This is a genomic window from Thermalbibacter longus, assembly GCF_023806485.1.
Lineage (GTDB): Bacteria > Chloroflexota > Chloroflexia > Thermomicrobiales > Thermomicrobiaceae > Thermalbibacter > Thermalbibacter longus.
On record NZ_JAMSLR010000002.1, the window covers coordinates 329,677 to 351,017 of the forward strand.

Here is a 21,341-nt window from a genome sequence, read left to right on the forward strand (position 1 = left end):
GTCTCCGCCGCGCCTGGACTCCTCTGACCAGCTCCGGGTCGTCGCTCCGCTCAGTCGATGTAGTCGTAGGCCAGGAACGTCAGGAACTCGGTGAACTCGTCCTCGAGCACGAGGCGATCGAGGATCTCGATCGCCTCCGCGAGCCGCCCAGCGCTTCGGCCGCCGAGCTTGCCGACCTCCTCGTCGCGCACCTGCCGGTAGAGCTCCGCCGTGATGGGTCGCCCGTCGGCCAGCGAGGCGCGGTGATACCGCCACTGCCAGAGCTGGGCGCGGGAGATCTCGGCCGTCGCCGTATCCTCCATCAGGTTGAAGATGGCGGCCGCCCCTTGTCCTCGGAGCCAGGAGTCGAGGTACTGGAGCCCCACGCTGACGTTGTTGCGGAAGCCCGCTTCGGTGATCTGGCCGCCCGGCACGCGCACGTCGAGCAGATCCCCCGCCGTGACCTGGACGTCGTCGCGCTGGCGCTCGACCTGGTTCGGGCGATCGCCCAGCACGCGGTCGAAGACCTCCATCGCCACCGGCACCAGGTCGGGATGCGCCACCCAGGTTCCATCGAAGCCATCGCCCGATTCACGCTCCTTGTCCTCGCGCACCTTCGCCAGCGCGACCTCGTTGATCTGCGGGTCGCGCCGGCTGGGGATGAAGGCAGCCATGCCCCCGATGGCGTGGGCGCCGCGGCGGTGACAGGTCTTGACCAGCAGCTCGGTGTAGGCGCGCATGAACGGCACCGTCATCGTGACCTGGGCCCGGTCGGGCAGGAGGAAGTCGGGTCGGTGGCGGAACTTCTTGATGATGCTGAAGATGTAGTCCCACCGCCCGGCATTGAGCCCGCTCGAGTGCTCGCGCAGCTCGTAGAGGATCTCGTCCATCTCGAAGGCAGCCAGGATCGTCTCGATCAACACAGTCGCGCGGATGGAGCCCCGCGGGATGCCGAGCGTGTCCTGGGCGAAGTTGAAGACGTCGTTCCAGAGACGCGCCTCCAGGTGGCTCTCCAGCTTCGGGAGGTAGAAGTAGGGGCCGGTGCCGCGGTCGAGCAGCTCGCGGGCGTTGTGGAAGAAGTAGAGCCCGAAGTCGAAGAGGCTCGCCGAGATCGGCCGCCCGTCGACCAGCACGTGCCGCTCGTCGAGGTGCCAGCCGCGCGGGCGCACCAGCAGGGTCGCCGTGCGCTCAGCCAACCGGTAGACGCGCCCGTCTGGCCCCTCGAAGGTGATCGCGCGCCGGACAGCGTCGCGCAGATTGATCTGCCCCTGCACCACGTTCTCCCAACTCGGGGAGAGCGCGTCTTCGAAGTCGGCCATGAACACCTTCGCGCCCGAGTTGAGCGCGTTGATCATCATCTTCCGGTCTACGGGGCCGGTGATCTCGACGCGGCGATCCTGAAGGTCTGGCGGGGCCGGCGCGACTCGCCAGTCAGCGGAGCGGATGTGGGCGGTCTCGGGGAGGAAGTCGGGCAACTCGCCGGCGTCGAGCTGCCGCTGCCGCTCGGCGCGGCGGCCGAGCAGCTCGAGGCGCCGGGGGTTGAACTCGCGGTGCAGGCTCGCGACGAAATCCAGCGCCTCGGGCGTGAGGATCTCCGCGAACTCGGGCGTCACCGGGCCGGCAACGCGGATCGGCTCGCTCATATAGGCCTCCTCCCTCTCCGAACGACAGAGCTGATATGCGCATAGTCTACCGCGCATCATATTGGGACAGCAGCGAGGCGGCCACCTTCTCGGGAAGCCGCCTCGCTCCGGGCCGTTGCCCGCGCTCCCGGTTCCGCTAGACGACAGCCGTTTCCGGCAACGGCTCCTCGAACTCGCTCCCCAGCCGCGGCGCGTCGTATGCCTTACCTAGGTGGTGATGGTAAGGAACGCCGGAGAACAGGTGATGGCTCCGCGTGGGGAAGTCGGCCTCGGGCGCCCACTCCTTTCGTTGGAGCGCGATGTACGCCTGCTCGTGCTCGCGGCCTAGGGCCTGCAGCAGCTCGCTGAAGCCGTAGCCCATAGCGTGCTGGGCCGCGAGCGTGATGAAGATGAACTTGACGTCCATCTCCCCTAGCTCGCGGAAGGAGATCGGGTTCGGCTCGGCGAACCACTTGAACGAGGACGACCAGTTGAACGCGAAGCGGGCCTGGGGGAAGCGCTTCTTGACCTCCTCGACGAAGGTCTCGAGCGGCCGGCGGTCGGCCGTGGGGAACTCGCACCACAGGAGATCAGGCACGCCAGAGTCGAGGTAGCGGAGCCCGCGCTCGATGGCGAGCGGCAGCCCGCGGGTCGACTCCGGCGCGTCCACGGCCGAGACGGCGTCCGTCCGGGCGATGATCACGAAGTCGCGGTTGCCGAGGTCGTCGGCCACGGCACGGAGCATGCGGAGCTTGCCGACCATCTCCTGCGCCGGGATGAGCGCCTTGCCGCCGATATGACCGCAGCGCTTCGGCATCACCTGATCCTCGATGTGGGCGCCAGCGAGGCCGGCTGCGACGTACAGCTCCGCGGTCCGCTGCACGTTGAAGAGGTTGCCGTAGCCGGTGTCCATGTCGGCGACGACCGGGGGGATGTGGAGGTGCTTCGGCGGGATCCCCTTCTCCGGGTCGCCGACAGCCATCGTAAGCTGGAACTTGCGCAGGGCCATCACGATGCGACGGGCGCCGTCGGCGATCTCGACGCTGGTGTAGAGATCCATGTCCGTGGTGCCGAGGTGACCGATGGCGAACGAGTAGCCGCTGAAGTAGACCGCCGGGAACTGGTAGTACATCACCAGCTCGGCGCCGTGCGGGTCGTAGATGCCTGGCGCGAAGACGTAGGGCAGGGTGTCCAGGAGCTGGCGCAGGCGCGTGCTGGGATGCACCCAGCGGGAGGCCGGGACGGCGTAGCCCGGCGGCAGGAGCGGGGTCGGCACCAGGGCCTCGGGGTTCTCAGGCAACGCGCTCGGGATCGTCCACATCGTCGTACTCCTCTCTGTGCTCTCTGCTGGTCGCGTGAAGGTCGAGGCGTGCGCAGGGAAGCCACCACCCGACACTTCGGTGGCGCTCGCGCTCGTGGTCGGTTCTGGCCGGGGCTAGCGTTGTACTACGGCGGTGAGGCCGGGCAAGCGTTTCAGGCAGGGCCGGGAGACGCGACTGGAGACAGTGAGGAGCTGGGCCTGGTCTCGCCTGGACAACCTTGGCATCGTCCACCTCCCTCCATGAGGGGTTGCGAGGCACGGCGTCACGTGGTACTTCACAGCATAGCGGTATCGGCATATAATGGCAAATAACAATTAGCGATAGACATATAGGAGAAACCTATATGGATGTCAGCCTCCGGCAACTCCAGGTCTTCCACGCCGTCGCGAAGCACCGCAGCTTCTCGCGCGCGGCCCAGGCCCTCTGCGTCAGCCAGCCAGCCGTCTCGGCCCAGATCAGGGCGCTCGAGCAGACCCTGCACCTGACTCTCTTCGAGCGCACCGGGCGCTCGGTGGAGCTGACCGAGGCGGGGCGCCAGCTCCTGCCGTATGCCGAGCAGGTCATGGAGCTGCTCGACGACGCCATGCGGGCCGTCCACGACCTCAACAACCTGCAGCGCGGCCGGGTGGCGGTCGCGGCCAGCACCACCGCCGGCATCTACGTGGTGCCGCGGGTGCTCGGGGCCTTCCACCGCGCCTATCCGGGCATCGAGCTCTCGCTGGACGTGCTCAACCGCTTCGCCGTGCAGCAGCGCTTGCTGGCCGGCGAGGCGGACGTAGCTATCATGGGGCTGATCGAAGACCCGCACGACCTGGAGATCGCGCAGTTCCTGCCGAACGACCTGGTGGTGATCGCCTCGCCGCGGCACCCGCTAGCCCGCCGGCGGAGCATCCCGCTGGCGGAGCTGGGGCGCGAGCTCTTCCTGGTGCGTGAGGTGGGCTCTGGCACGCGGGCCGACATGGAGCGCATCTTCGCTGAGGCAGGCGTGCCGCTGCGCATCGCGATGGAGCTGCGGAGCAGCGGCGCCATCAAGCAGGCGGTAGCGGCAGACCTCGGCATCGCCGTGGTGCCGCTGGACGCGATCCAGCTCGAGCTAGAGACCGGCCGGCTGGTCGTGCTCGACGTCGAGGGCTTCCCGGTGCGGCGCTCCTGGTCGCTCGTGCGCCGGGCGGGGCGGCCGGCCTCCCCGGCTGCCGATGCCCTCTGGCACTACTTCCTGCAGTACGCGCTCCAGCCGCACTGAGCGGTCAGTCGCTAGCCGTCTTCGAACAGGCGGCGCTGCTCGGCCTCGCCGCCCTCTCCCGGCAGCGGTGGGTGGTCGATACCGAGCACGTCCATCAACTGCATGGCGTTCCGCGGCCCCTGGTTGCCGAAGTTGGTGTTGAAGAATACGTGGACGGCCTGCGCCTCCTCGACGGCCCGCAGGATCTTCGGCCGCCACTCTTCCAGTTCCTCGGGCGTGTAGTCCCAGTTGAAACGCTCGCCGGTCTTGCCGGTGAAGCGGTACCAGGTCTCGGCGTTGCGACCGTGGAAACGGATGACCGCGAGCCGCGGGTTCGTGACGGCGTAGATCGGCGGCACGCTGCCGACGCCGATCTGCGGCTCGTCGACCATCGTGAAGCTCAGGCCAGCCTCGCGCAGCAGCTCGAGCGTCTCCTCAGCGTGCTCCTCGTCGAGCCAGTCGCGGCGGCGGAACTCCACCGAGAGAGGGAAGCCCGGCAGCAGCTCGGGCAGCAGGCGCAGGTACTCGCGGTGCTCCTCGGTGTTGCGGTAGGACGGCGGGAACTGGAACGTCACAGCGCCCAGCTTGCCCGCCTCGGCCAGCGGAGCGATCGCCTCGGCGAAGGCCTTGGCCACGTCGGCGTCCGGCGTGGGGGCTTCGCCGCCCGGCTGCTCGGGCGTGCTGGTCAGCTCGCGCGGCGGCTTGACGTCGAAGACGAAGCCCGGCGGCGTTCGCTGCGCCCAGCCCTCCACGACGCGACGCTCGGGGATCCGGTAGTAGGTCGAGTTGACCTCGACGATCGGGAAGTACCGCGCGTAGAAGCGCAGGCGCTCGGCGGGCTTGATCCCCGGCGGATAGAACGGCTCGTGATCCGTCCACGACGAGGTGCCGATCAGGAGCTGGCCCATGACGGTCTCACCCTTCGCGACGAAGTCGATCTACACGGAAGGGTAGCATTCTCAGAGGGGAGCGCGCCGGGCCGCCCGCTGGTCTGGCCGCTCGGCGGGCTGCATGACATACTCACGGGAGGGATGCGTCCCCGTGGGGACGCGTTGGAATCTGGCGAGGAGGTCTCGCATGGCGATCCTCTCGGACGCTGACCGCGACTACCTGTCTCGGCTCTTCGCCGAGCGGCTGGCCGATCCGGTCAAGATCCGGCTCTACACGCAGAAGCTGACCCAGCTCAGCATCCCGGGTTACGACTGCGCGACCTGCCGAGAGACGAACGAGTTGATGGAGGAGCTGGCCTCGCTCTCGGACAAGATCGAACTCGAGCTCCTCGACTTTCTCCAGGTCAGGCAGCAAGCGGCCCAAGAGGGCATCACCGAGATCCCGGCGATCGTCCTCGAGGGCAAGAACAAGGGCAAGGTACGCTTCATCGGTGTACCCGCCGGCTACGAGTTCGCAACGCTGATCGAGGATCTGGTCGACGTCTCCCGCGGCACTACCGGGCTGCAACCGCTGAGCCGGGAGATCCTCGGCAAGCTGGCGCGCCCAGTGCATATCCAGGTCTTCGTGACGCCGACCTGACCGCACTGCCCGCGTGCCGCCAGGCTGGCGCACATGATGGCTATCGAAAGTGACAAAGTCACGGCGGATGTCGTCGAGGTCAGCGAGTTCCCGCACATCGCGCAGCGCTACCGCATCTACGCGGTGCCCAAGATCGTGATCGACGAGACGCTGGAGTTCGAGGGCGCCCGGCCGGAGGCGGCCTTCGTCGCCGCCGTGGAGTCGGTGGCCGGCGGGCCGGCCGAGACCGAGGAGGGCGCGTCGTCGTCCGGCGATGGACGTCGCACCTAGAGATCCGGCGAAGTACGACGCGGTCGTCGTCGGCGCGGGGCCGAACGGGCTGGCGGCCGCGATCGTGCTCGCGCGGGCCGGCTGCGAGGTGCTCGTCGTCGAGGCCGCTGAGAGCGTCGGCGGTGGGACGCGCTCGGCAGCACTGACCCTGCCCGGTTTCGTCCACGACGTCTGCTCAGCCATCCACCCGCTCGGCGCTGGCTCGCCGCTCTTCCAGACCTTCCCGCTCGACCGCTTCGGCTTGGAATGGATCCAGCCTCCAGTACCCCTGGCGCACCCGCTCGACGACGGCACGGCGGTACTGCTCGAGCGCACGGTGGAGGCGACGGCCGCCGGGCTCGGGCCCGATGCCTCGGCCTACCGGCGGCTGATGGCTCCGCTGGTGGCCGATGCCGATCGCATCCTGCGCTTTATCCTCGGCCCGTTCCGGATCCCTCGTCACCCCCTCGCGCTGGCGCGCTTCGGCTTGAAGGCGCTCCGCTCGGTGGTCGGGCTGGCGTCCGAGCAGTTCGAGGGCGAGCGGGCGCGCGCGCTGCTCGCTGGGCTGGCGGCCCACTCCATGCTCCCGCTCGAGCGCAGCCCGAGCGCGGCGGTCGGGCTGGTGCTGGCCATGCTCGGCCACACGGCCGGCTGGCCGCTCCCGCGCGGCGGCTCCCAGCGCATCGCCGACACGCTGGCGGCCTACGTGCGCTCTCTCGGCGGCGAGATCGTGACCGGTCGACCGGTGCGGGCGCTGGACGAGCTACCGCCTTGCCGGGCCGTCCTGCTCGACCTGACGCCGCGGCAGGTGCTGGCCATCGCTGGGCAGCGGTTTCCCGCCGGCTACCGGCGCTGGCTGGAGCGCTACCGCTATGGCCCCGGCGTGTACAAGATGGACTGGGCGCTCGCCGGGCCGATCCCCTGGCGGGCCCCGGAGTGCCAGCGCGCCGCGACGGTGCACCTGGGAGGCACGCTGGACGAGATCGCGGCGGCCGAGCGGGCAGTAACCGCGGGCCGGCACCCGGAGCGGCCGTTCGTCATCCTGGCACAGCCGAGCCTCTTCGACCCCAGCCGGGCGCCGGCGGGCAGGCACACGGCCTGGGCCTACTGTCACGTGCCCAACAGCTCGCGCGTCGACATGACGGAACGCATCGAGGCGCAGGTCGAGCGCTTCGCCCCCGGCTTCCGCGACCTGATCCTGGCGCGGAGCGTCTCGAGGCCGGCTGACCTGGAGCAGTACAACCTCAACTACGTCGGCGGCGACATCAACGGGGGGCTCCAGGATCTACGCCAGCTCTTCACCCGGCCGGCGCCTCGGCTCAACCCGTACACGACACCCGACCCCCGCCTGTACATCTGCTCGGCATCGACCCCGCCTGGCGGCGGCGTCCACGGCATGTGCGGCTACTGGGCAGCGCGAGCGGCGCTGCGGCGAGTGCTGCGGGTACCCCGCCGGCGTGCCTGACTTCCAGCGTGACAGTGCCATCTGCCTGCGAGCAGCGAGAGAGTTCCGCTGGGGAATCTCCAGGGCTGAGCGGTGGCGCTGCCTCGCTCGAATCCGCTGCGCGACGGTCAAGATTTGGTTCAATTGACGGTTGACTCGCCTCCCCAAGGCAAGAACAATGGCATCCACTGTTCCGAGCCAGTGAACGGGAGGGGTACGGCTCGAACGCCTGTCCCAGCGAGCGAAAGGGGGTGGTGGCATCCAGATTTGACCGGTGGGAACGAGAACGTGCTGATGGCCTCGCTCCCTGTGAGCTGGAGAGCGGACTGGCTGCCGTGAAGGGACTGTCGCGCCATGAGCAAACGTCTGGCCTCGATCCTCGCGCTCGCGCTGCTCGCGGGAGCGCTCGGCGGTAGCGCAACCGCGTCAGCGCAGACCACCGAGCCGTCCGAGCCGATCGCCGGCTGCACGTACTTCGCCGAGACCGGGCACAACCTGTGCGCTGGGTTCCGCGCGTACTGGGAGCGCTACGGTGGCCTCGCTCTCTTCGGCTACCCGATCACCGAAGAGTTTTCGGAGAACGGGGTCACCATGCAGTACTTCGAGCGGGCTCGCTTCGAGTGGCACCCGGGTGCCTGGCCAGAGCGGTGGGACGTGCTCCTGGGAAGACTCGGAGCCGAGCTCACGGCCGAGCGGCAAGACGAAGCCGCGTTTCAGGAGGCTGAGCCTCGGCCTGGCGCCGTGTATTTCGCCGAGACCGGGCACAACCTCTCGGCCGGTTTCCGGGCGTACTGGGAGCGGTTCGGCGGGCTGGCGATCTTCGGCTACCCGATCAGCGAGGAGTTCGTCGAGGGCGATCTCGTCGTCCAGTACTTCGAGCGCGCTCGCTTCGAATGGCACCCGGGCGCGTGGCCGGAGCGATATGATGTCCTGCTAGGCCGGCTCGGCGTCGAGCGCCTGACGGTGCCGGCATTCGAGGCTGTGGCCGAGGAACTCGATAACCCACGCGGCCTCACCTTCGGCCCCGATGGGGCGCTCTACGTGGCCGAGGCGGGCCGTGGCGGCGAGGGCCCCTGCGTCGCGGGCCCGGAGGGGAACGAGGTCTGCTACGGCCCGTCCGGCGCCCTCACCCGGATCGCGGACGGCCTCCAGGAGCGGGTCGCCACCGGTCTCCCCTCGCTCGCGCAGGCGGATGGCGGCTCGGCGCTGGGGCCACACGATATCGCCGTGCGTAGTGACGGAAGCTTGGTCGCTGTGATCGGTCTCGGAGCCAACCCAGCCGTGCGGAACCAGCTCGGGGAAGCCGGCGCGAACTTCGGCTTGCTCGTCTCCATCGACGAGGAAGGTGGGTGGACTGCCATCGCTGACCTCGCGGCGTACGAGGCCGCGAACGATCCCGACGGTGCCGGGCCGGACAGCAATCCGTACGCTGTCCTCGTCGAACCGGATCGCTATATCGTCGTCGATGCCGGGGCCAACGCGCTGCTAGCGGTGACCGCGGACGGTAGCATCTCGACGCTCGCTGTCTTCCCGCCTCAGGAGGTCGACGCGCCGCCGTTTCTGGATGTGCCGCCGGGCACCAAGATCCCGGCACAGAGCGTGCCGACCACGGTCGTCAAGGGGCCAGACGGGGCCTACTACGTCGGCGAGCTGACCGGCTTCCCGTTCCCGCCAGGCATGGCGCGCATCTGGCGCGTGGTGCCCGGCGAGGAGCCAGAGGTGTGGACGACCGGCTTCACCAACATCATCGACCTGGCGTTCGGCCCTGATGGGAGTCTCTACGTGCTGGAGATTGCGGCCAACGGCCTGCTGGCGGCCGAGCAGGGCGACATCTTCGGCGCCCTGATCCGGATTGCGCCCAACGGGGAGCGCACGACGCTGGTGAACCAGGGGCTGGTGTTCCCGAGCGGCCTCGCTATCGGTCCGGACGGCCGCATCTACGTGTCGGCCAACGGGACTTCGGCCGCTGAGGGGCAAGTGGTGCGCATCGAGCCGTAACCGGTGGCTCGCTGGCGTGCCGGTAACCGGTGGCTGCCGACACGCCGTGCCGGGGTAGGATCTACCCGCCGCGAGGGAGCTCCCTCCGATGAAGTGCGGGGTGCCGTGACCGTAGCGGGTCGCGGCGCTCTGCGCCTCTTCTTGATCGCCACGGGCGAGTCTCACTCGGGCGGATCGCGGAAACGCCAAACCACGCTCTCTATGCGGCGTGCTCGGTACGGACGGCCGCTCGTCGAGCCGGGGTACGCGGGCTTCAGCTCGCTCCGGGGTGTGCGAGAATGCGACACGAGAGGCGACGAGAGGGTCGGGTCGCGCGTCCTCTCGATGCCGTCGCGACGGCGGAGCGGCGAGGCGAGTCGGCTGCGGACAGCATGCTGCCGTCGCTCTCGCTCGACGCGCTCCGAACCGTGTTCGAGGCGTAGTCGCAGGCCGTGCTCAAGCTGGTCCCGGGTGCGACGCGCTGGGCCGTGATAGCTGGAAAGGAGTGACTCTCCGATGGTCTTCGTTCCCCAACACGTGTTTGCGGACCGTCACCGCCAACTCCGCGAGTTCATGGAGGAGAACGGCCTCGAGGCGGTCATCGTCTCGGAGCCGAACAACTTCTATATGCTTTCGGGCTTTCACCTCGATGTCGAGCCGTGGGAGAGGCCGGTGGCTCTGGTGATCCCACGAGCTGCCGAGCCATTCATGGTGATGAACGAGTTGTCGACCCATCACTTGATGATGGCCGAGGAGCGAGGTTCGCTGTTCGTCCGTGACTATGCGATCTACCTGGAGCACCCGCGCTCGTTCCCGCGGACATACACGCGCGACCGGTGGGCGCATCTCCTGGCTGAGAAGCTCAGGAGCCGGGGGATCCGAGGCGGCAGGTTCGGCGTCGAAGGCACCGGCCCGGCTGCCCTCGAGGCCGTCATGCCCGAGGCGCAGTTCGTCGATGTCACGGCACGACTGGTTCGCATGCGCGAAGACAAGTATCCCGAAGAGCTGGAGATCATGCGCCGCTGCGCCGAGCTGACCGACTGGGGACAGGATCGGTATATGGAGCTGGTCAAGCCCGGCGAGCTCGTCGCCGCGTTCGACCTCAAGATCGCGGCGCTGCTGGCGGAGGAGGGAGCGCGGCGCTACCCGGAGGCGCGCTGGGAGGTGCGCGTCTTCTCGCTGAGCGGCCCGGCGTCCGCGGCCCCGCATGGCACCGGCGCTGACTGCGGTGCTCGGTTCTCCGCTGGAGACGTGGTGGTCAACATTATCATCGGACGGCTGGCTGGGCTGGTGGTGGAGAACGAGCGCACGCTGTTTCTCGGTGCGCCGAAGGATGACCTCCGTCGACGAGCCTTCGAGACGGCGACGGCAGCATGCGAGGCGGCCGCGGCCCAGATGGTCGCCGGGAACACGGTCGCGAACGCGGACGCGGCGGCGCAGCGAGTGATCGAAGAAGCTGGTTTCGGCGAGTACATCCGGCACCGCACCGGTCACGGGATGGGGATCAAGGGGCACGAGTTCCCCGAGGACATGCCGTTCAATTATCGTCCCTTCCGTGAAAACGAGGTGTTCTCGTGCGAGCCGGGCATCTACATCTACGGCGTCGGCGGGTTCCGCCACGACGATACCGTCATCGTCGGCAAGGATCGGCCAGAGGTCATCACTCGCCGCTCCAAGCGATTGGAAGACCAGATCGTGCCGATCTAAACCGGAACGCCGCGCGCTAGTTCCCAGGGTTGCGTCGCTGAGACCTTCCGCTGCGCGTCTGAGCGGCGAGACCTTCGCCGCGTGGAGCTTGGTCGAGGGGAGTCTGGCAGTATGGCCTTGGTTCTGCACGGAGCCGTGGTCTGGGACGGCGTCCACCCGGAACCGCGATCCGGCCTCGTAGTGGTCGTCGAACGGGATCGCATCGTCGACGTCGGGCCTGCCGACCGCTTCTCGCCCCGCGATCACCAGGTCATCGACCTGTCTGGAGCCTTCCTGATGCCCGGCCTCATCGACATGCACGTCCACCTCGTCTGGAGCGGTGGCTCCGACCCGGCGAACGTGGTCGCGTCGGAGGGCGAGCAGCTCACCGTGATCCGCGCCGTGGAGAACGCGCGCGCTGAGCTGGAGGCTGGGATCACCACGGTGCGGGATCTGGGAGGCAACTGGGACATCCCGCTCTCCGTTGCCCGGGCGATCGAGCGGGGCTATGTCTGCGGCCCTCGCGTCGTCGCCTGCGGCCAGACGATCATCATGACCGGCGGGCACGACCCGTTCTGGGGAATCGCGTCCGACGGCCCTCAGGCGGTGCTCCACGCGGTGCGTCGTCAGATCAGCCTGGGCGCTCGCGTGATCAAAGTCGCAGCGACGGGTGGAGTCTACGGCAGACCGGAGGGGGAAGAAGTCGGGCAGTCCGAGCTGACGGAGGAGGAGCTGGCGGTCGCGGCCCGGGAGGCGCACCGCTTCGGCCTTCGGGTCGCGGCACACGCGATCGGGGCTGATGGGATCGGCAACGCGGTACGCGCGGGCGTCGATACGATCGAGCACGGCATCTATCTCACCGAGGAGCTCGTGGCCGAGATGGCGGCGCGCGGGACAGCGCTATGTCCGACGCTCCTGGTCTACCGGACGATCGCCGAGAACCGCTCTGGCACGATCCCGGCATACGCTGTCCACAAGGCGCGGCAGGCTGCCTACGCGCACCGGTCGAGCTTTCGGATGGCGCTCGACGTGGGCATCCCGATCGTCGCCGGTACCGATGCCGGTTCACCGGATACGCCCCACCCGTCGCTGGTCGCGGAGCTCGAGCTGATGTGCGAGTACGGTATGGCCCCAGATCAGGCGCTCGCCTCCGCGACCCGCGTCGCGGCCGACGTGCTCGGGCTGGGCGCGACATTGGGCACCCTGGAGCCAGGCAAGCGAGCCGACCTCCTCGTCGTCGACGGCAACCCGCTGGAAGAGCTGGGCCAGCTCCGACGGGTGCGCTGCGTGCTTCGCTCCGGCGCGCTGGTCTCCGCAAGCTCCTGATCGAGATATAGCACCGTCTTTGCTGGATCGCTGTACCTATGTCTGCCTGCCGGGCCCCGCACAGTGGGAATGCCAGGAGTCTTGGGCATTGACGGTGGACTGCTCGGTTCGGTACACTGGACAGTGCAAAACCTTCGGGGCAGGGTGAGGCGCGACGGCGCCAATTCCCGACCGGCGGTATAGCCCGCGAGCGGCTGCGGCCGCAGGATCCGGTGAAACTCCGGGGCCGACGGTATAGTCCGGATGGGAGAAGGTGGTTGCACCTGGCCATTGGCTGGGCACAGCCTAACCTCGATCGATGTGACCCGAGGGCTTTGCCTTCGGGTCATTTGTCATGGGCGGAGTGCAGCATGGTAGCGTCGCGCGCCTGGTCGGACGAGGATCGCCGGTGGATGCGCCGGGCGCTCGCGCTGGCCTGGCGCGCGCAGGGACGGGTCGCGCCGAACCCGGCGGTAGGTGCCGTGCTGGTGCGCGAGGGCGAGGTCGTCGGGGAGGGTGCGACTAGGCCGCCAGGGGGATCCCACGCGGAGATCGTCGCACTCCAGCAGGCCGGGGAACGCGCTCGCGGCGCGACGCTCTACGTCACGCTCGAACCCTGCGCTCACTATGGCCGCACGCCGCCGTGCGTCGAGGCCCTCGTTGCCGCCGGGGTTCGGCGGGTCGTCGTCGCCCTGCTCGACCCGTATCCGGAAGTCTGTGGGCGGGGCCTAGCCCGGCTTCGCGACGCCGGCATCGAAGTCGAGGTAGGCCTGGAGGCCGACGCAGCCGCTCTGGTCAACGCTGGCTACCTCAAGCGGCTCAGCACCGGCCTGCCGGAAGTCACGGCCAAGTACGCGATGACGCTCGATGGGCGCATCGCGACCCGCAGTGGGCACTCGCGCTGGATCACCGGCGAGCTTGCTCGTCGCGAAGCGCACCGCCTGCGCGACCAGCACGACGCGGTCTTGGTCGGGGTGGGCACGGTGCTGGCCGATGATCCACTGCTGACGGTGCGCTTGCCGCCGGAAGAGGCCGGCGAGGGCGGCCCGCACCACCCGCTGCGCGTGGTGGTGGACAGTCGCGCGCGCACGCCGGCGACGGCAGCCATGCTCCACCCGGACACGCCGGGACGTACCCTGATCGCCTGCACGGCCAGCGCGCCGGCCGAACGGCTGGCCGCGCTGGAGGCGGCCGGCGCCGAGGTCCTGATCTTGCCTGGCAGCGAGGGCGGCGTCGACCTGGTCGCGCTGCTGCGCGCGCTCGGCGAGCGAGGGGTCAACCGTGTCCTGGTCGAGGGCGGTGGCCGGCTGCTGGGCCGCCTCTTCGACCTCGGTCTGGTCGATCAGGTCGTCGCCTTCATCGCTCCGGTGCTCGTCGGTGGCTGTCAAGCTCCCGGCCCGGTCGGTGGCCGCGGCGTGGCGACCATGGATCAGGCCTGGCGACTCCAGGGCGTCGAGCTGTGCCGGCTGGGGCCGGACGTGATGGTCGCCGGGCGGCTGACCGTACCACCGGTCTCGGAGGTGGCGTGATGTTCAGCGGGATCGTCGAAGAGATCGGGACGGTGCGCGCGCTGCAGGCGCGCGGTGGCGGGGCCGAGCTGACGATCGCCTGTCGCGCGGTTCTGGAGGGGACGAGAGTCGGCGACAGCATCAGCGTGGACGGCGTCTGCCTGACGGTCACCCGGCTCAGCGAGGGCGCGTTCGTGGCTGGCCTCCAGCCGGTCACCCTGCGGCTGAGCACCCTTGGCCGGCTGCGGCCGGGCGACTTGGTGAACCTGGAGCGCTCGGTGCCGGCCGGTGGCCGGCTCGGGGGGCACTACGTGCAGGGGCACGTCGACGGCGTCGGGCGAATCGTCGCGCTGCGGGGCGAAGGCGAAGCGCTGGTCGCCCGGATCGCCGCTCCGCCCGAGGTGATGCGCTACGTGGTCGAGCGCGGCTTCATCGCGGTGGACGGGGCCAGCCTGACGGTGGCGGCGCTCCACGACGACAGCTTCAGCGTCTCGCTCGTCTATCACACGCAGCAGCACATCACCTTGCCGCGCAAGGGGGTGGGAGCGCTGGTGAACCTGGAGGTCGACGTCATTGCCAAGTACGTCGAGCGGCTGCTCGGCCAGGCCCCGCGGACCGGCCTGACGATGGAGCTGCTGCGCCAGGCTGGCTATGCATGAGAATCCGGGTGACCGAAATGTTCGGTACAGGGAGCTGACGATGACGCGCTGGGAGAGAGTCGAGCGGGCGATCGCGGACTTCCGGGAGGGGAAGTTCGTGATTATCGTGGACGACCGGGATCGGGAGAACGAGGGGGACCTGAGCATCGCGGCGCAGCATGCCACGCCGCAGGCGATCAACTTCATGGCGCGCGAGGCCCGTGGGCTCATCTGCGTGCCGATGGCGCCGGAGTGGGCCGACCGGCTAGGGCTGCCGCTCATGGTACCACCGCAGGCGAACGGGAGTCGCTTCGGGACGGCCTTCACTGTCTCGGTCGAGGCTCGCGAGGGGGTGACGACGGGCATCTCGGCCTTCGACCGTGCCGTCACCATCCAGAAGCTGGCGGAACCCGCGTCCACGCCCGCTGACTTCGTGACGCCAGGGCACGTCTTCCCGCTGCGTGCCCGCCCCGGCGGCGTCCTGGAGCGCGACGGCCAGACCGAGGCGTCGGTCGACCTGGCCCGGCTAGCTGGTTTGCACCCGGTCGCCGTCGTCTGCGAGATCATGGCCGAGGACGGCACCATGGCCCGCCTGCCAGAGCTTGAGCGCTTTGCCGAGCGCCACGGGATCACGCTGATCCACGTCGCCGATCTCATCGCCTACCGTCTCGCTCGCGAGCGACCGTCGCTGCGCGTCGCCGAGACGCTGCTGCCGACCGAGTACGGTGACTTCCGGATCGTGGCGTACCGCCGCTTCGGTGGCGAAGAGATCGATCTAGCCCTGATCCGTGGCGAGGTCTCCGGTGAGGAGCCGGTGCTGGTGCGCGTCCACTCCGAGTGCCTGACCGGCGACGTCTTCGGCTCGCAGCGTTGCGACTGCGGCGAGCAGCTCGAGGCGGCGCTACGGCTGCTCGGCGAGGCCGGCCGGGGCGTGCTGATCTACCTGCGACAGGAGGGCCGTGGGATCGGGCTCCTGAACAAGCTGCGCGCCTACCACCTCCAAGATCAGGGGCTGGACACGGTCGAGGCCAACCTCGAGCTCGGCTTCCCAGCGGATCTGCGCAACTACCGCGAGGCGGCGCTGATCCTGCGCGACCTAGGGATCCAGCGGCTACGCCTGCTGACGAACAACCCGCGCAAGGTGGAGGCGTTGAGCGACTGCGGCTTCGAGATCGTCGAGCGGGTCCCGCTGGAGATCCCAGCGAACGAGCACAACCGACGCTACCTGGAGACGAAGCGCGACAAGCTGGGACATCTCTTGCAGCTCAACGGGGCACACCCGGCTGCGGAGCTGTCTCGCGCGATGCCGGGCACACACGACTAGCGTTGGAGGAAGGGCGATATGGAGACGATCGGGCAGAACGGCCGCGGGTTGCAGACGATCGAGGGATTGCTAACCGGGCGTGGGCGACGCTTCGGCATCGTCGCCAGCCGATTCAACGAGTTCATCACGAACAAGCTGCTGGACGGCGCGCTGGATGCCCTGTTGCGCCACGAGGTCGACGCCGAAGCCATCGACGTGGTCTGGGTGCCGGGCTCCTTCGAGATCCCGATCACAGCCAAGCGGCTGGCGAAGACGGGCCGGTACGACGCGGTGATCTGCTTGGGCGCGGTGATCCGCGGGGCGACGCCGCACTTCGATTATGTGGCGGCCGAGGTCTCGAAGGGGATCGCCAACGTGGGGCTGGAGACCGGCGTGCCGGTGATCTTCGGCGTGTTGACCACCGACACCATCGAGCAGGCGGTGGAGCGGGCCGGGACCAAGATGGGGAACAAGGGGTTCGAGGCGGCGATGGCCGCGATCGAGATGGCCAACCTCTTCGCCGAGATCGACCAGCTCGCGGAGGCAGCTACGTCGGACCGCCGTCGCGGCAGCCGCGCTGCGCGGAACGCCTAGGGCGCACGCCCGGATCGAGGGTCGGATCAGAAACGACGGGCGAATATAAGCGCGTCGTCTCCGGGTGCGCGAGCTCGATCAGAGCACCGGGGTGAGCCGTTGGCCCGCTCCTCATGATGTTCCGAATCACATCGCCTCAGGGCTGGGCAGTCGCTCCTGCCTTGCCGGGCTGCTCGGGGTGACCGCCAGGGTTGCCCTGATGCCCCTGTCCCTACCCCTGTGCCTGTGCGTACAGCCCTCATTCCTGCTGCTCCAGTCGTCACCCGCTCTCTCCTGGTGCGCTGAATTGCAGACGATTCCCGGCGCGCGACCCATCGTGCTTCTGGGAGGCGGCCGACCGGCTGCCCTTGCAAACCAGTAGGGGCGAATAATCATTCGCCCCTACCTCTGGAGAGGCTGAGGCGTTGCCGCCCATACCTCCGGATCTCAAGGGTGACCGAGCGGCGAGACGCTCGCATGGCTGGCTCGCCTGCTGCCGAGTATACTACCGATCAAACGTTTCTATCTCCAGGGTGGAACCGGCTCGCAGTGGACGACCGGCGTGTCTTCATCATCGAAGGGGAGGAGCCCGGCTGGTTGGCTGTGCGCCGCACGCTCGCAGCGCTGCCCGGCATCTGCGTGGCCGGCTCGGCTGCCAGCGTACCGCGGCCGAGCACATGCGGGAGATCTGCCCAGATGCCATTCTCGCCGCCCGGGAGGTCGAGGGCACGTCGATCATCCCGCTGCTGCGCTGCCTGCGGCCCGCGCTGCCGCAGACCACCTTCGTGCTGCTCGCCGACGACTACGACCCGGCCGAGCTGCTGGCGCTCGACGACGTGGGCATCTCCGGCTACCTGCTCTGGCGCGACCTGCGCGGCCGGCGGCTGGAAATCGTCCTGCACGCTGCCCTCGTGGGTGGGGTGGTCGTCATCTCGGATCCAGTGGCCGCTGCGTACGTGATGGCACAGCGGCAGCGGCTCCAGCCGGAGCCGGTACGCGAGCTCAGCGAGCGGGAGCGAGCGGTGCTGCGGCACCTGGGCGAAGGGTTGACGCAGCGAGAGATCGCCCGGCTGCTGGGCGTGCACGTGCGGACAGTGGAAGGGGTAGTGGCGCGTCTGAAGCGGGAGCTAGGGGCGACGAGTGGGTTCACGCTGGCGGTGCGGGCCATGCGGCGCGGGCTGCTGCGGTAGTCCGCTCGCAGCCGCACTACGGCAATCCGTACCGCGAGTTGCGGAAATCCCTAGGCCCAGTTGCGGACTTCCGTCGTGACCTCTTCCTCATCACTGTGTTAGGTTTGCAATAAGGCGACGTTTTCGGTCTTAGGGCAGACGATCACTGCAGATTCCTGCTATGGGGTTGCCATTGCGGTGCAACTCGCATGGTAGGAGATGCTCAACCACTTGTATAGGAATGACGCTCACGGGCTCAGGGCTTCGTCGTGGTCAAGAAACGCTCGCTTCACCAACATGATCGGGACACAGCCTGGGTGATCTACGGGTGCCGGAGTGGCTTCGCCTGCCATTGACGTTCTCTTGACCTCGTTCGACGGGATAGGAGATGTCCATGGCCACACGCCGGATCGTCTCTATCCTTGCCCTCGCCGCCGCGCTCGCTATCGCCGGCTGTGGGACAGAGGGGGCAACGCTCCAGGAACAGGCGGGAGATGTCTCCCCGGCCACCGCCTCTGCTCCGAGCCCGCCGCCGGCACCGACCACTATCCCCAGCGACTGCAGCGGTGCGCTCGCGGCCAGCATCGTCCGGATCGATAGCCTCGAAGAGCTCGCCTGGACCTCGCACCAGGTCATCATCGGGACGGTGATCGAGCGCCAACCGTCGGTCTGGGGCCACGCGCACAATCCCCTCGACCCATCTCGCCGTCTCATCTATACCCCTTATCTGGTCCGCGTTGAACAGCGCCTGCGTGGACAACCCGGCGATATCGTCACTGTTCACCAGTGGGGCGGCACCATCGGGACGTGTACGCAGACGAATACGTTCGAGCAGGGCCTAGCCGTCGGTGAGCGAGTCCTCCTGTTCCTGCGCGCGTCCAATCCACCGGGCACAAGCCCGACGTACAGCTTGAACGGCGGGGCCCAGGGACGGTGGACGATCGATCCAAACGGCACGGTGAGCAGCTCGGTCGGACACCTCGAGCGATATAATGGGCAATCGCTCGCAACGATCGTCGCGCAGGTGCTCTCTTCGCTGGCGAGCGGACCGCCAGCTACTCCATGGGTCCGGGAGCATCTGGTGCCGCTGGAGAGTGCACCGGCCTGGCCGTCGAGCGCCGGGCCATGACTCGCTTTAGGACTGGTGAGGTGCCGATCTCAATGTCCTTCTACTGCCAAAGCGCTGGCTATTCGGACAATTTCCGCCGTACCCATTCGGAGAGCAATCAGATCCCGGGAACTATCAAGCCACGCTGTGGCTAGACTGAGTTGGTTGGAAGGAAGACGAAATGAGAAGACTGAAGATCAGCCCGGCATTGGCTGGGCTGGCCCTGGCCCTGGTTGCCGGCGCGGCGCTCGCGGCGGGCGTGACCGGCCGTCGCCCAGAGCCCGATCTCGCATCGCTCGCGGTTCCGGCGTCGCTCTGGCCGACGGCCCAGGTCGCTCACGAGGGGCTGACCGACCCGGAGGATCCTGGTCATATGCTGAACGTCCTGCCGGGCCAGAGTCTGCTTCTGGGGCGCGACCCGGGCGCGCCGCGCTTCGTGGCCGGCTATAGCCGCGAGATCGGAGTGGCAGGAGCTCCTGACCGGCCGGGCCTTCTGGTGATTCATCAGCTCGCGCGCTACGCCAGCGATAAGGAGGCCGCGCAGGTGATGAGGCTGGTAGGCCACTTCGAGGGCTGTCGCTCTGCGGCTCCAGGCGAGGCCAAGGCCGCGGGCGCGCTCCTCTGTACCCAGCCGGGGAGTGAAGGCAACGTCGTCCGAACGCTTGTGCTCCAGCGGGGATCGCTGATACATGTGGTCGTCATCGATGGGTTCGTCGACGACGATGTGCAGCGCGCGCTCGAGGTGGCGGCTGGGTGGCTGGCCGGGCAGGCAGAGCGGTAAGTAGCCCCGGGACGCCTAACCGGGCTCGTGCAAACTCTCATGGCTAGAGAAGCGAGACTGCGGGCGGCTCGATGTCCGGTCTTCGATACATACCTGCCTCGGGTTGCCCTGAGAGATGCGCTTCCAGGCATGCAACTGACCAGGGGCGGCGACGTGTGAAACCCGCCCTCCGGCTTGTCTCCGACCGGCCCCGTCTGCCATGATCACGGTGCTGGTCAGGCAAGGGAGCAGGAGCTGAGGCGTGGGTCGGTGGGCGTGCGTGCTGGCGGTGCTGGTGGCACTGCTGGCGCTGCTTCCGAGCCAGGCGCTCGCCGCCTCGCCGATCCCCCGCCCGGTCGTGGCCGCCACGCACTGGATCGTGATGGATGCCGACACCGGCCAGATCCTCGACGGCGCCCGCCAGCGCGACCGCACCGCGATGGCCAGCCTGACCAAGGTCATGACCGCGCTGGTCGCCCTCGAGCGCGGCGACCTCGACCAGAGGGTTCAGATCGTCCAGTCCGACCTGATCGGAGAATCGACAGCGAACCTCGAAGCTGGCCAGCAGGTGACGCTGCGCACGCTGCTCTATGGCCTGCTGCTCCGCAGCGGCAACGACGCGGCGATGGCGATCGCCCGGGCGGTGGGTGGCAGCCCGGAGGGCGACGACCCGCCGGCGCGCGCCCGCTTCGTCGGCTGGATGAACGACAAGGCGCGCGAGCTGGAATTGGCCGATACCCACTTCGTGAACCCGCACGGCCTGGATGAGCTCGGTCACTACACGACCGTCTACGACCTCGCGGTATTGACGCGGGCGGCGCTGGCTAATCCGACCTTCGTGGCCATGTTCGGCGCCGATCGCTACGAGGCCGAGGGCTTCACCTACGAGCACGGCAACCAGCTCCCGAAGCGCTACCCGGGGGTCATCGGCGGCAAGACCGGCTGGACGGACGACGCCGGGCTCTGCCTGATCGAGGTGGCCGAGCGCGCCGGTCACCGGTTAGTCGTGGTGCTGATCGGCTCGACGTTCGAGCACTGGTACGACGACGCGGCCAGGCTGCTCGACTACGGCTGGGTGCTCCTGGATCCCCCGGCGAGCGACGAGGCGGCGGGCCGGGTGTTCGCCTGGTGGCGGGAGCGGGTCGACGGGCCGGTGCAGGCCGGCCTTGCCCAGCGTACCTGGCTCTGGGGCGAGCCGCTCGGGCCGGTCGTGCACGAGCCCTACGCCGGTACGCCGGACGGTTGGCGTCGGGTGCAGTACTTCGAGAAGGGGCGCATGGAGATCACCGATCCGCTGGCCGTCGTGGACGCCCGCTGGTACGTGACCGGCGGCCGGCTGGCCTGGGAGCTGATCACCGGTCAGCGGCAGGTAGGCCTAGATGAGTTCTCGACCCTGAGGCCGGCCGAGCTGCCTGTCGCGGGAGACCCCGATTCGGCCGGCCCGACCTATGCCGACCTGCGGCCGCTGCTCTCCGCGCCACCGCTGCCGGCCGGGTCGCGAGTCGCGCTGCGGCTCGGCCCGGACGGCCTGGTGCGCGTTGACCCGTCGCTGGAGCGCTACGAGGTGACGTCTGGGGAACCGTTCCCGGAGACGGGGCACGGCGTCGCCTCGGTCTTCGCCGCCTTCCTGGAAGCCCGCGGACCAGTGCTGGTGAACGGGTCGCTGCGGGAAGAGTCGCTGTTCAACCCGGCGCTCGCACTCGTCGGCCTGCCGATCACCGAGGCGTACTGGGTCACGGTGCCGGTCGGCGGGCAGGAGCGTGATGTCCTGCTCCAGTGCTTCGAGCGCCGCTGCTTGACCTTTACGCCGGACAACCCGCCGGGCTGGCAGGTCGAGATGGGCAACATCGGCCGGCACTACAAGCAGTGGATCGAGAGCCGAGCCCTGGCCCGGCCGCGCGCTGCGTCGTCTGCTGCTTCCCGGGATGCCTGACGTCGGGAGCATC

The 21,341-nt window shown here is 68.6% G+C and carries 17 protein-coding genes, 1 pseudogene and 1 riboswitch; of the genes and pseudogenes, 15 read left to right on the forward strand and 3 right to left on the reverse strand.

The annotated features are described in order from the left end of the window. Nucleotides 1-50: 50 nt before the first annotated feature. Together aceB and NET02_RS04610 are read right to left on the reverse strand one after the other, a co-directional pair. A complete protein-coding gene (aceB, locus tag NET02_RS04605; protein WP_284056199.1) occupies nt 51-1,622 on the reverse strand; it encodes a malate synthase A in 1,572 nt (523 codons plus the stop codon). Between the two features lie 136 nt (nt 1,623-1,758). Next, nucleotides 1,759-2,922 (reverse strand): isocitrate lyase/PEP mutase family protein, encoded by a 1,164-nt coding sequence (locus tag NET02_RS04610; protein WP_284056200.1) that lies wholly within the window; start codon nt 2,920-2,922, stop codon nt 1,759-1,761. Nucleotides 2,923-3,266: 344 nt separating this feature from the next. Here NET02_RS04610 and NET02_RS04615 point away from each other — a divergent pair, with 344 nt between their 5' ends. Next, the gene (locus NET02_RS04615) at nt 3,267-4,166 is read left to right on the forward strand and encodes a LysR family transcriptional regulator (RefSeq protein ID WP_284056201.1); all 900 of its coding nucleotides are present in this window, start codon (nt 3,267-3,269) and stop codon (nt 4,164-4,166) included. Between the two features lie 11 nt (nt 4,167-4,177). Here the strand turns inward: NET02_RS04615 and NET02_RS04620 are convergent, their stop codons facing one another. After that, nucleotides 4,178-5,053 (reverse strand): DUF72 domain-containing protein, encoded by an 876-nt coding sequence (locus NET02_RS04620; RefSeq protein ID WP_284056202.1) that lies wholly within the window; start codon nt 5,051-5,053, stop codon nt 4,178-4,180. Between the two features lie 169 nt (nt 5,054-5,222). Between NET02_RS04620 and NET02_RS16665 the strand changes: the two genes are divergently transcribed. The 14 genes and pseudogenes from NET02_RS16665 (at nt 5,223) to NET02_RS04690 (ending at nt 21,328) form a co-directional block, all read left to right on the forward strand. Beyond that, complete coding sequence (locus tag NET02_RS16665; RefSeq protein ID WP_284056203.1) at nt 5,223-5,675, forward strand: thioredoxin family protein; 453 nt, start codon at nt 5,223-5,225, stop codon at nt 5,673-5,675. Nucleotides 5,676-5,687: 12 nt separating this feature from the next. Next, nucleotides 5,688-5,945 (forward strand): annotated as a pseudogene (locus NET02_RS16670) (thioredoxin family protein); the annotation flags it as partial. After that, on the forward strand, nt 5,929-7,389 hold the full coding sequence (locus tag NET02_RS04635) for a phytoene desaturase family protein (protein ID WP_284056204.1): 1,461 nt from the start codon (nt 5,929-5,931) through the stop codon (nt 7,387-7,389). The pseudogene NET02_RS16670 and the gene NET02_RS04635, both read left to right, overlap by 17 nt. Before the next feature lie 333 nt (nt 7,390-7,722). Continuing rightward, the gene (locus tag NET02_RS04640) at nt 7,723-9,366 is read left to right on the forward strand and encodes a ScyD/ScyE family protein (protein WP_284056205.1); all 1,644 of its coding nucleotides are present in this window, start codon (nt 7,723-7,725) and stop codon (nt 9,364-9,366) included. 495 nt (nt 9,367-9,861) lie between these two features. Next, nucleotides 9,862-11,052: a M24 family metallopeptidase gene (locus NET02_RS04645; protein ID WP_284056206.1), complete on the forward strand. Its 1,191-nt coding sequence runs from the start codon at nt 9,862-9,864 to the stop codon at nt 11,050-11,052. A 111-nt stretch (nt 11,053-11,163) separates the two neighbouring features. Further along, the gene (locus NET02_RS04650; protein ID WP_284056207.1) at nt 11,164-12,357 is read left to right on the forward strand and encodes a metal-dependent hydrolase family protein; all 1,194 of its coding nucleotides are present in this window, start codon (nt 11,164-11,166) and stop codon (nt 12,355-12,357) included. Nucleotides 12,358-12,483: 126 nt separating this feature from the next. Continuing rightward, nucleotides 12,484-12,616: riboswitch (FMN riboswitch) on the forward strand. A 91-nt stretch (nt 12,617-12,707) separates the two neighbouring features. Further along, nucleotides 12,708-13,865: a bifunctional diaminohydroxyphosphoribosylaminopyrimidine deaminase/5-amino-6-(5-phosphoribosylamino)uracil reductase RibD gene (gene ribD, locus NET02_RS04655; protein WP_284056208.1), complete on the forward strand. Its 1,158-nt coding sequence runs from the start codon at nt 12,708-12,710 to the stop codon at nt 13,863-13,865. Beyond that, nucleotides 13,865-14,503, forward strand: a complete 639-nt coding sequence (locus NET02_RS04660; RefSeq protein WP_284056209.1) for a riboflavin synthase — start codon at nt 13,865-13,867, stop codon at nt 14,501-14,503. The genes ribD and NET02_RS04660 overlap by 1 nt, the downstream gene beginning before the upstream one ends. 40 nt (nt 14,504-14,543) lie before the next feature. Beyond that, a complete protein-coding gene (locus NET02_RS04665; RefSeq protein ID WP_284056210.1) occupies nt 14,544-15,806 on the forward strand; it encodes a bifunctional 3,4-dihydroxy-2-butanone-4-phosphate synthase/GTP cyclohydrolase II in 1,263 nt (420 codons plus the stop codon). Between the two features lie 18 nt (nt 15,807-15,824). Further along, nucleotides 15,825-16,379: a 6,7-dimethyl-8-ribityllumazine synthase gene (ribH, locus tag NET02_RS04670; protein ID WP_284056211.1), complete on the forward strand. Its 555-nt coding sequence runs from the start codon at nt 15,825-15,827 to the stop codon at nt 16,377-16,379. A 656-nt stretch (nt 16,380-17,035) separates the two neighbouring features. Continuing rightward, nucleotides 17,036-17,548, forward strand: coding sequence for a helix-turn-helix transcriptional regulator (locus tag NET02_RS04675; RefSeq protein ID WP_284056212.1), 513 nt, complete (start codon nt 17,036-17,038; stop codon nt 17,546-17,548). 373 nt (nt 17,549-17,921) lie between these two features. Next, nucleotides 17,922-18,656, forward strand: a complete 735-nt coding sequence (locus tag NET02_RS04680; RefSeq protein WP_284056213.1) for a hypothetical protein — start codon at nt 17,922-17,924, stop codon at nt 18,654-18,656. Between the two features lie 160 nt (nt 18,657-18,816). Continuing rightward, the gene (locus tag NET02_RS04685) at nt 18,817-19,416 is read left to right on the forward strand and encodes a hypothetical protein (RefSeq protein WP_284056214.1); all 600 of its coding nucleotides are present in this window, start codon (nt 18,817-18,819) and stop codon (nt 19,414-19,416) included. 241 nt (nt 19,417-19,657) lie between these two features. After that, complete coding sequence (locus NET02_RS04690; RefSeq protein ID WP_284056215.1) at nt 19,658-21,328, forward strand: D-alanyl-D-alanine carboxypeptidase family protein; 1,671 nt, start codon at nt 19,658-19,660, stop codon at nt 21,326-21,328. Nucleotides 21,329-21,341 lie beyond the last annotated feature (13 nt).

Excerpts from the sequence above, each read along its gene's own strand:
- aceB (WP_284056199.1), bottom strand. The coding sequence starts at position 1,622 with ATGAGCGAGCCGATCCGCGTTGCCGGCCCGGTGACGCCCGAGTTCGCG.
- NET02_RS04610 (WP_284056200.1), bottom strand. The coding sequence starts at position 2,922 with ATGTGGACGATCCCGAGCGCGTTGCCTGAGAACCCCGAGGCCCTGGTG.
- NET02_RS04615 (WP_284056201.1), top strand. The coding sequence starts at position 3,267 with ATGGATGTCAGCCTCCGGCAACTCCAGGTCTTCCACGCCGTCGCGAAG.
- NET02_RS04620 (WP_284056202.1), bottom strand. The coding sequence starts at position 5,053 with ATGGGCCAGCTCCTGATCGGCACCTCGTCGTGGACGGATCACGAGCCG.
- NET02_RS16665 (WP_284056203.1), top strand. The coding sequence starts at position 5,223 with ATGGCGATCCTCTCGGACGCTGACCGCGACTACCTGTCTCGGCTCTTC.
- NET02_RS04635 (WP_284056204.1), top strand. The coding sequence starts at position 5,929 with ATGGACGTCGCACCTAGAGATCCGGCGAAGTACGACGCGGTCGTCGTC.
- NET02_RS04640 (WP_284056205.1), top strand. The coding sequence starts at position 7,723 with ATGAGCAAACGTCTGGCCTCGATCCTCGCGCTCGCGCTGCTCGCGGGA.
- NET02_RS04645 (WP_284056206.1), top strand. The coding sequence starts at position 9,862 with ATGGTCTTCGTTCCCCAACACGTGTTTGCGGACCGTCACCGCCAACTC.
- NET02_RS04650 (WP_284056207.1), top strand. The coding sequence starts at position 11,164 with ATGGCCTTGGTTCTGCACGGAGCCGTGGTCTGGGACGGCGTCCACCCG.
- ribD (WP_284056208.1), top strand. The coding sequence starts at position 12,708 with ATGGTAGCGTCGCGCGCCTGGTCGGACGAGGATCGCCGGTGGATGCGC.
- NET02_RS04660 (WP_284056209.1), top strand. The coding sequence starts at position 13,865 with ATGTTCAGCGGGATCGTCGAAGAGATCGGGACGGTGCGCGCGCTGCAG.
- NET02_RS04665 (WP_284056210.1), top strand. The coding sequence starts at position 14,544 with ATGACGCGCTGGGAGAGAGTCGAGCGGGCGATCGCGGACTTCCGGGAG.
- ribH (WP_284056211.1), top strand. The coding sequence starts at position 15,825 with ATGGAGACGATCGGGCAGAACGGCCGCGGGTTGCAGACGATCGAGGGA.
- NET02_RS04675 (WP_284056212.1), top strand. The coding sequence starts at position 17,036 with ATGCGGGAGATCTGCCCAGATGCCATTCTCGCCGCCCGGGAGGTCGAG.
- NET02_RS04680 (WP_284056213.1), top strand. The coding sequence starts at position 17,922 with ATGGCCACACGCCGGATCGTCTCTATCCTTGCCCTCGCCGCCGCGCTC.
- NET02_RS04685 (WP_284056214.1), top strand. The coding sequence starts at position 18,817 with ATGAGAAGACTGAAGATCAGCCCGGCATTGGCTGGGCTGGCCCTGGCC.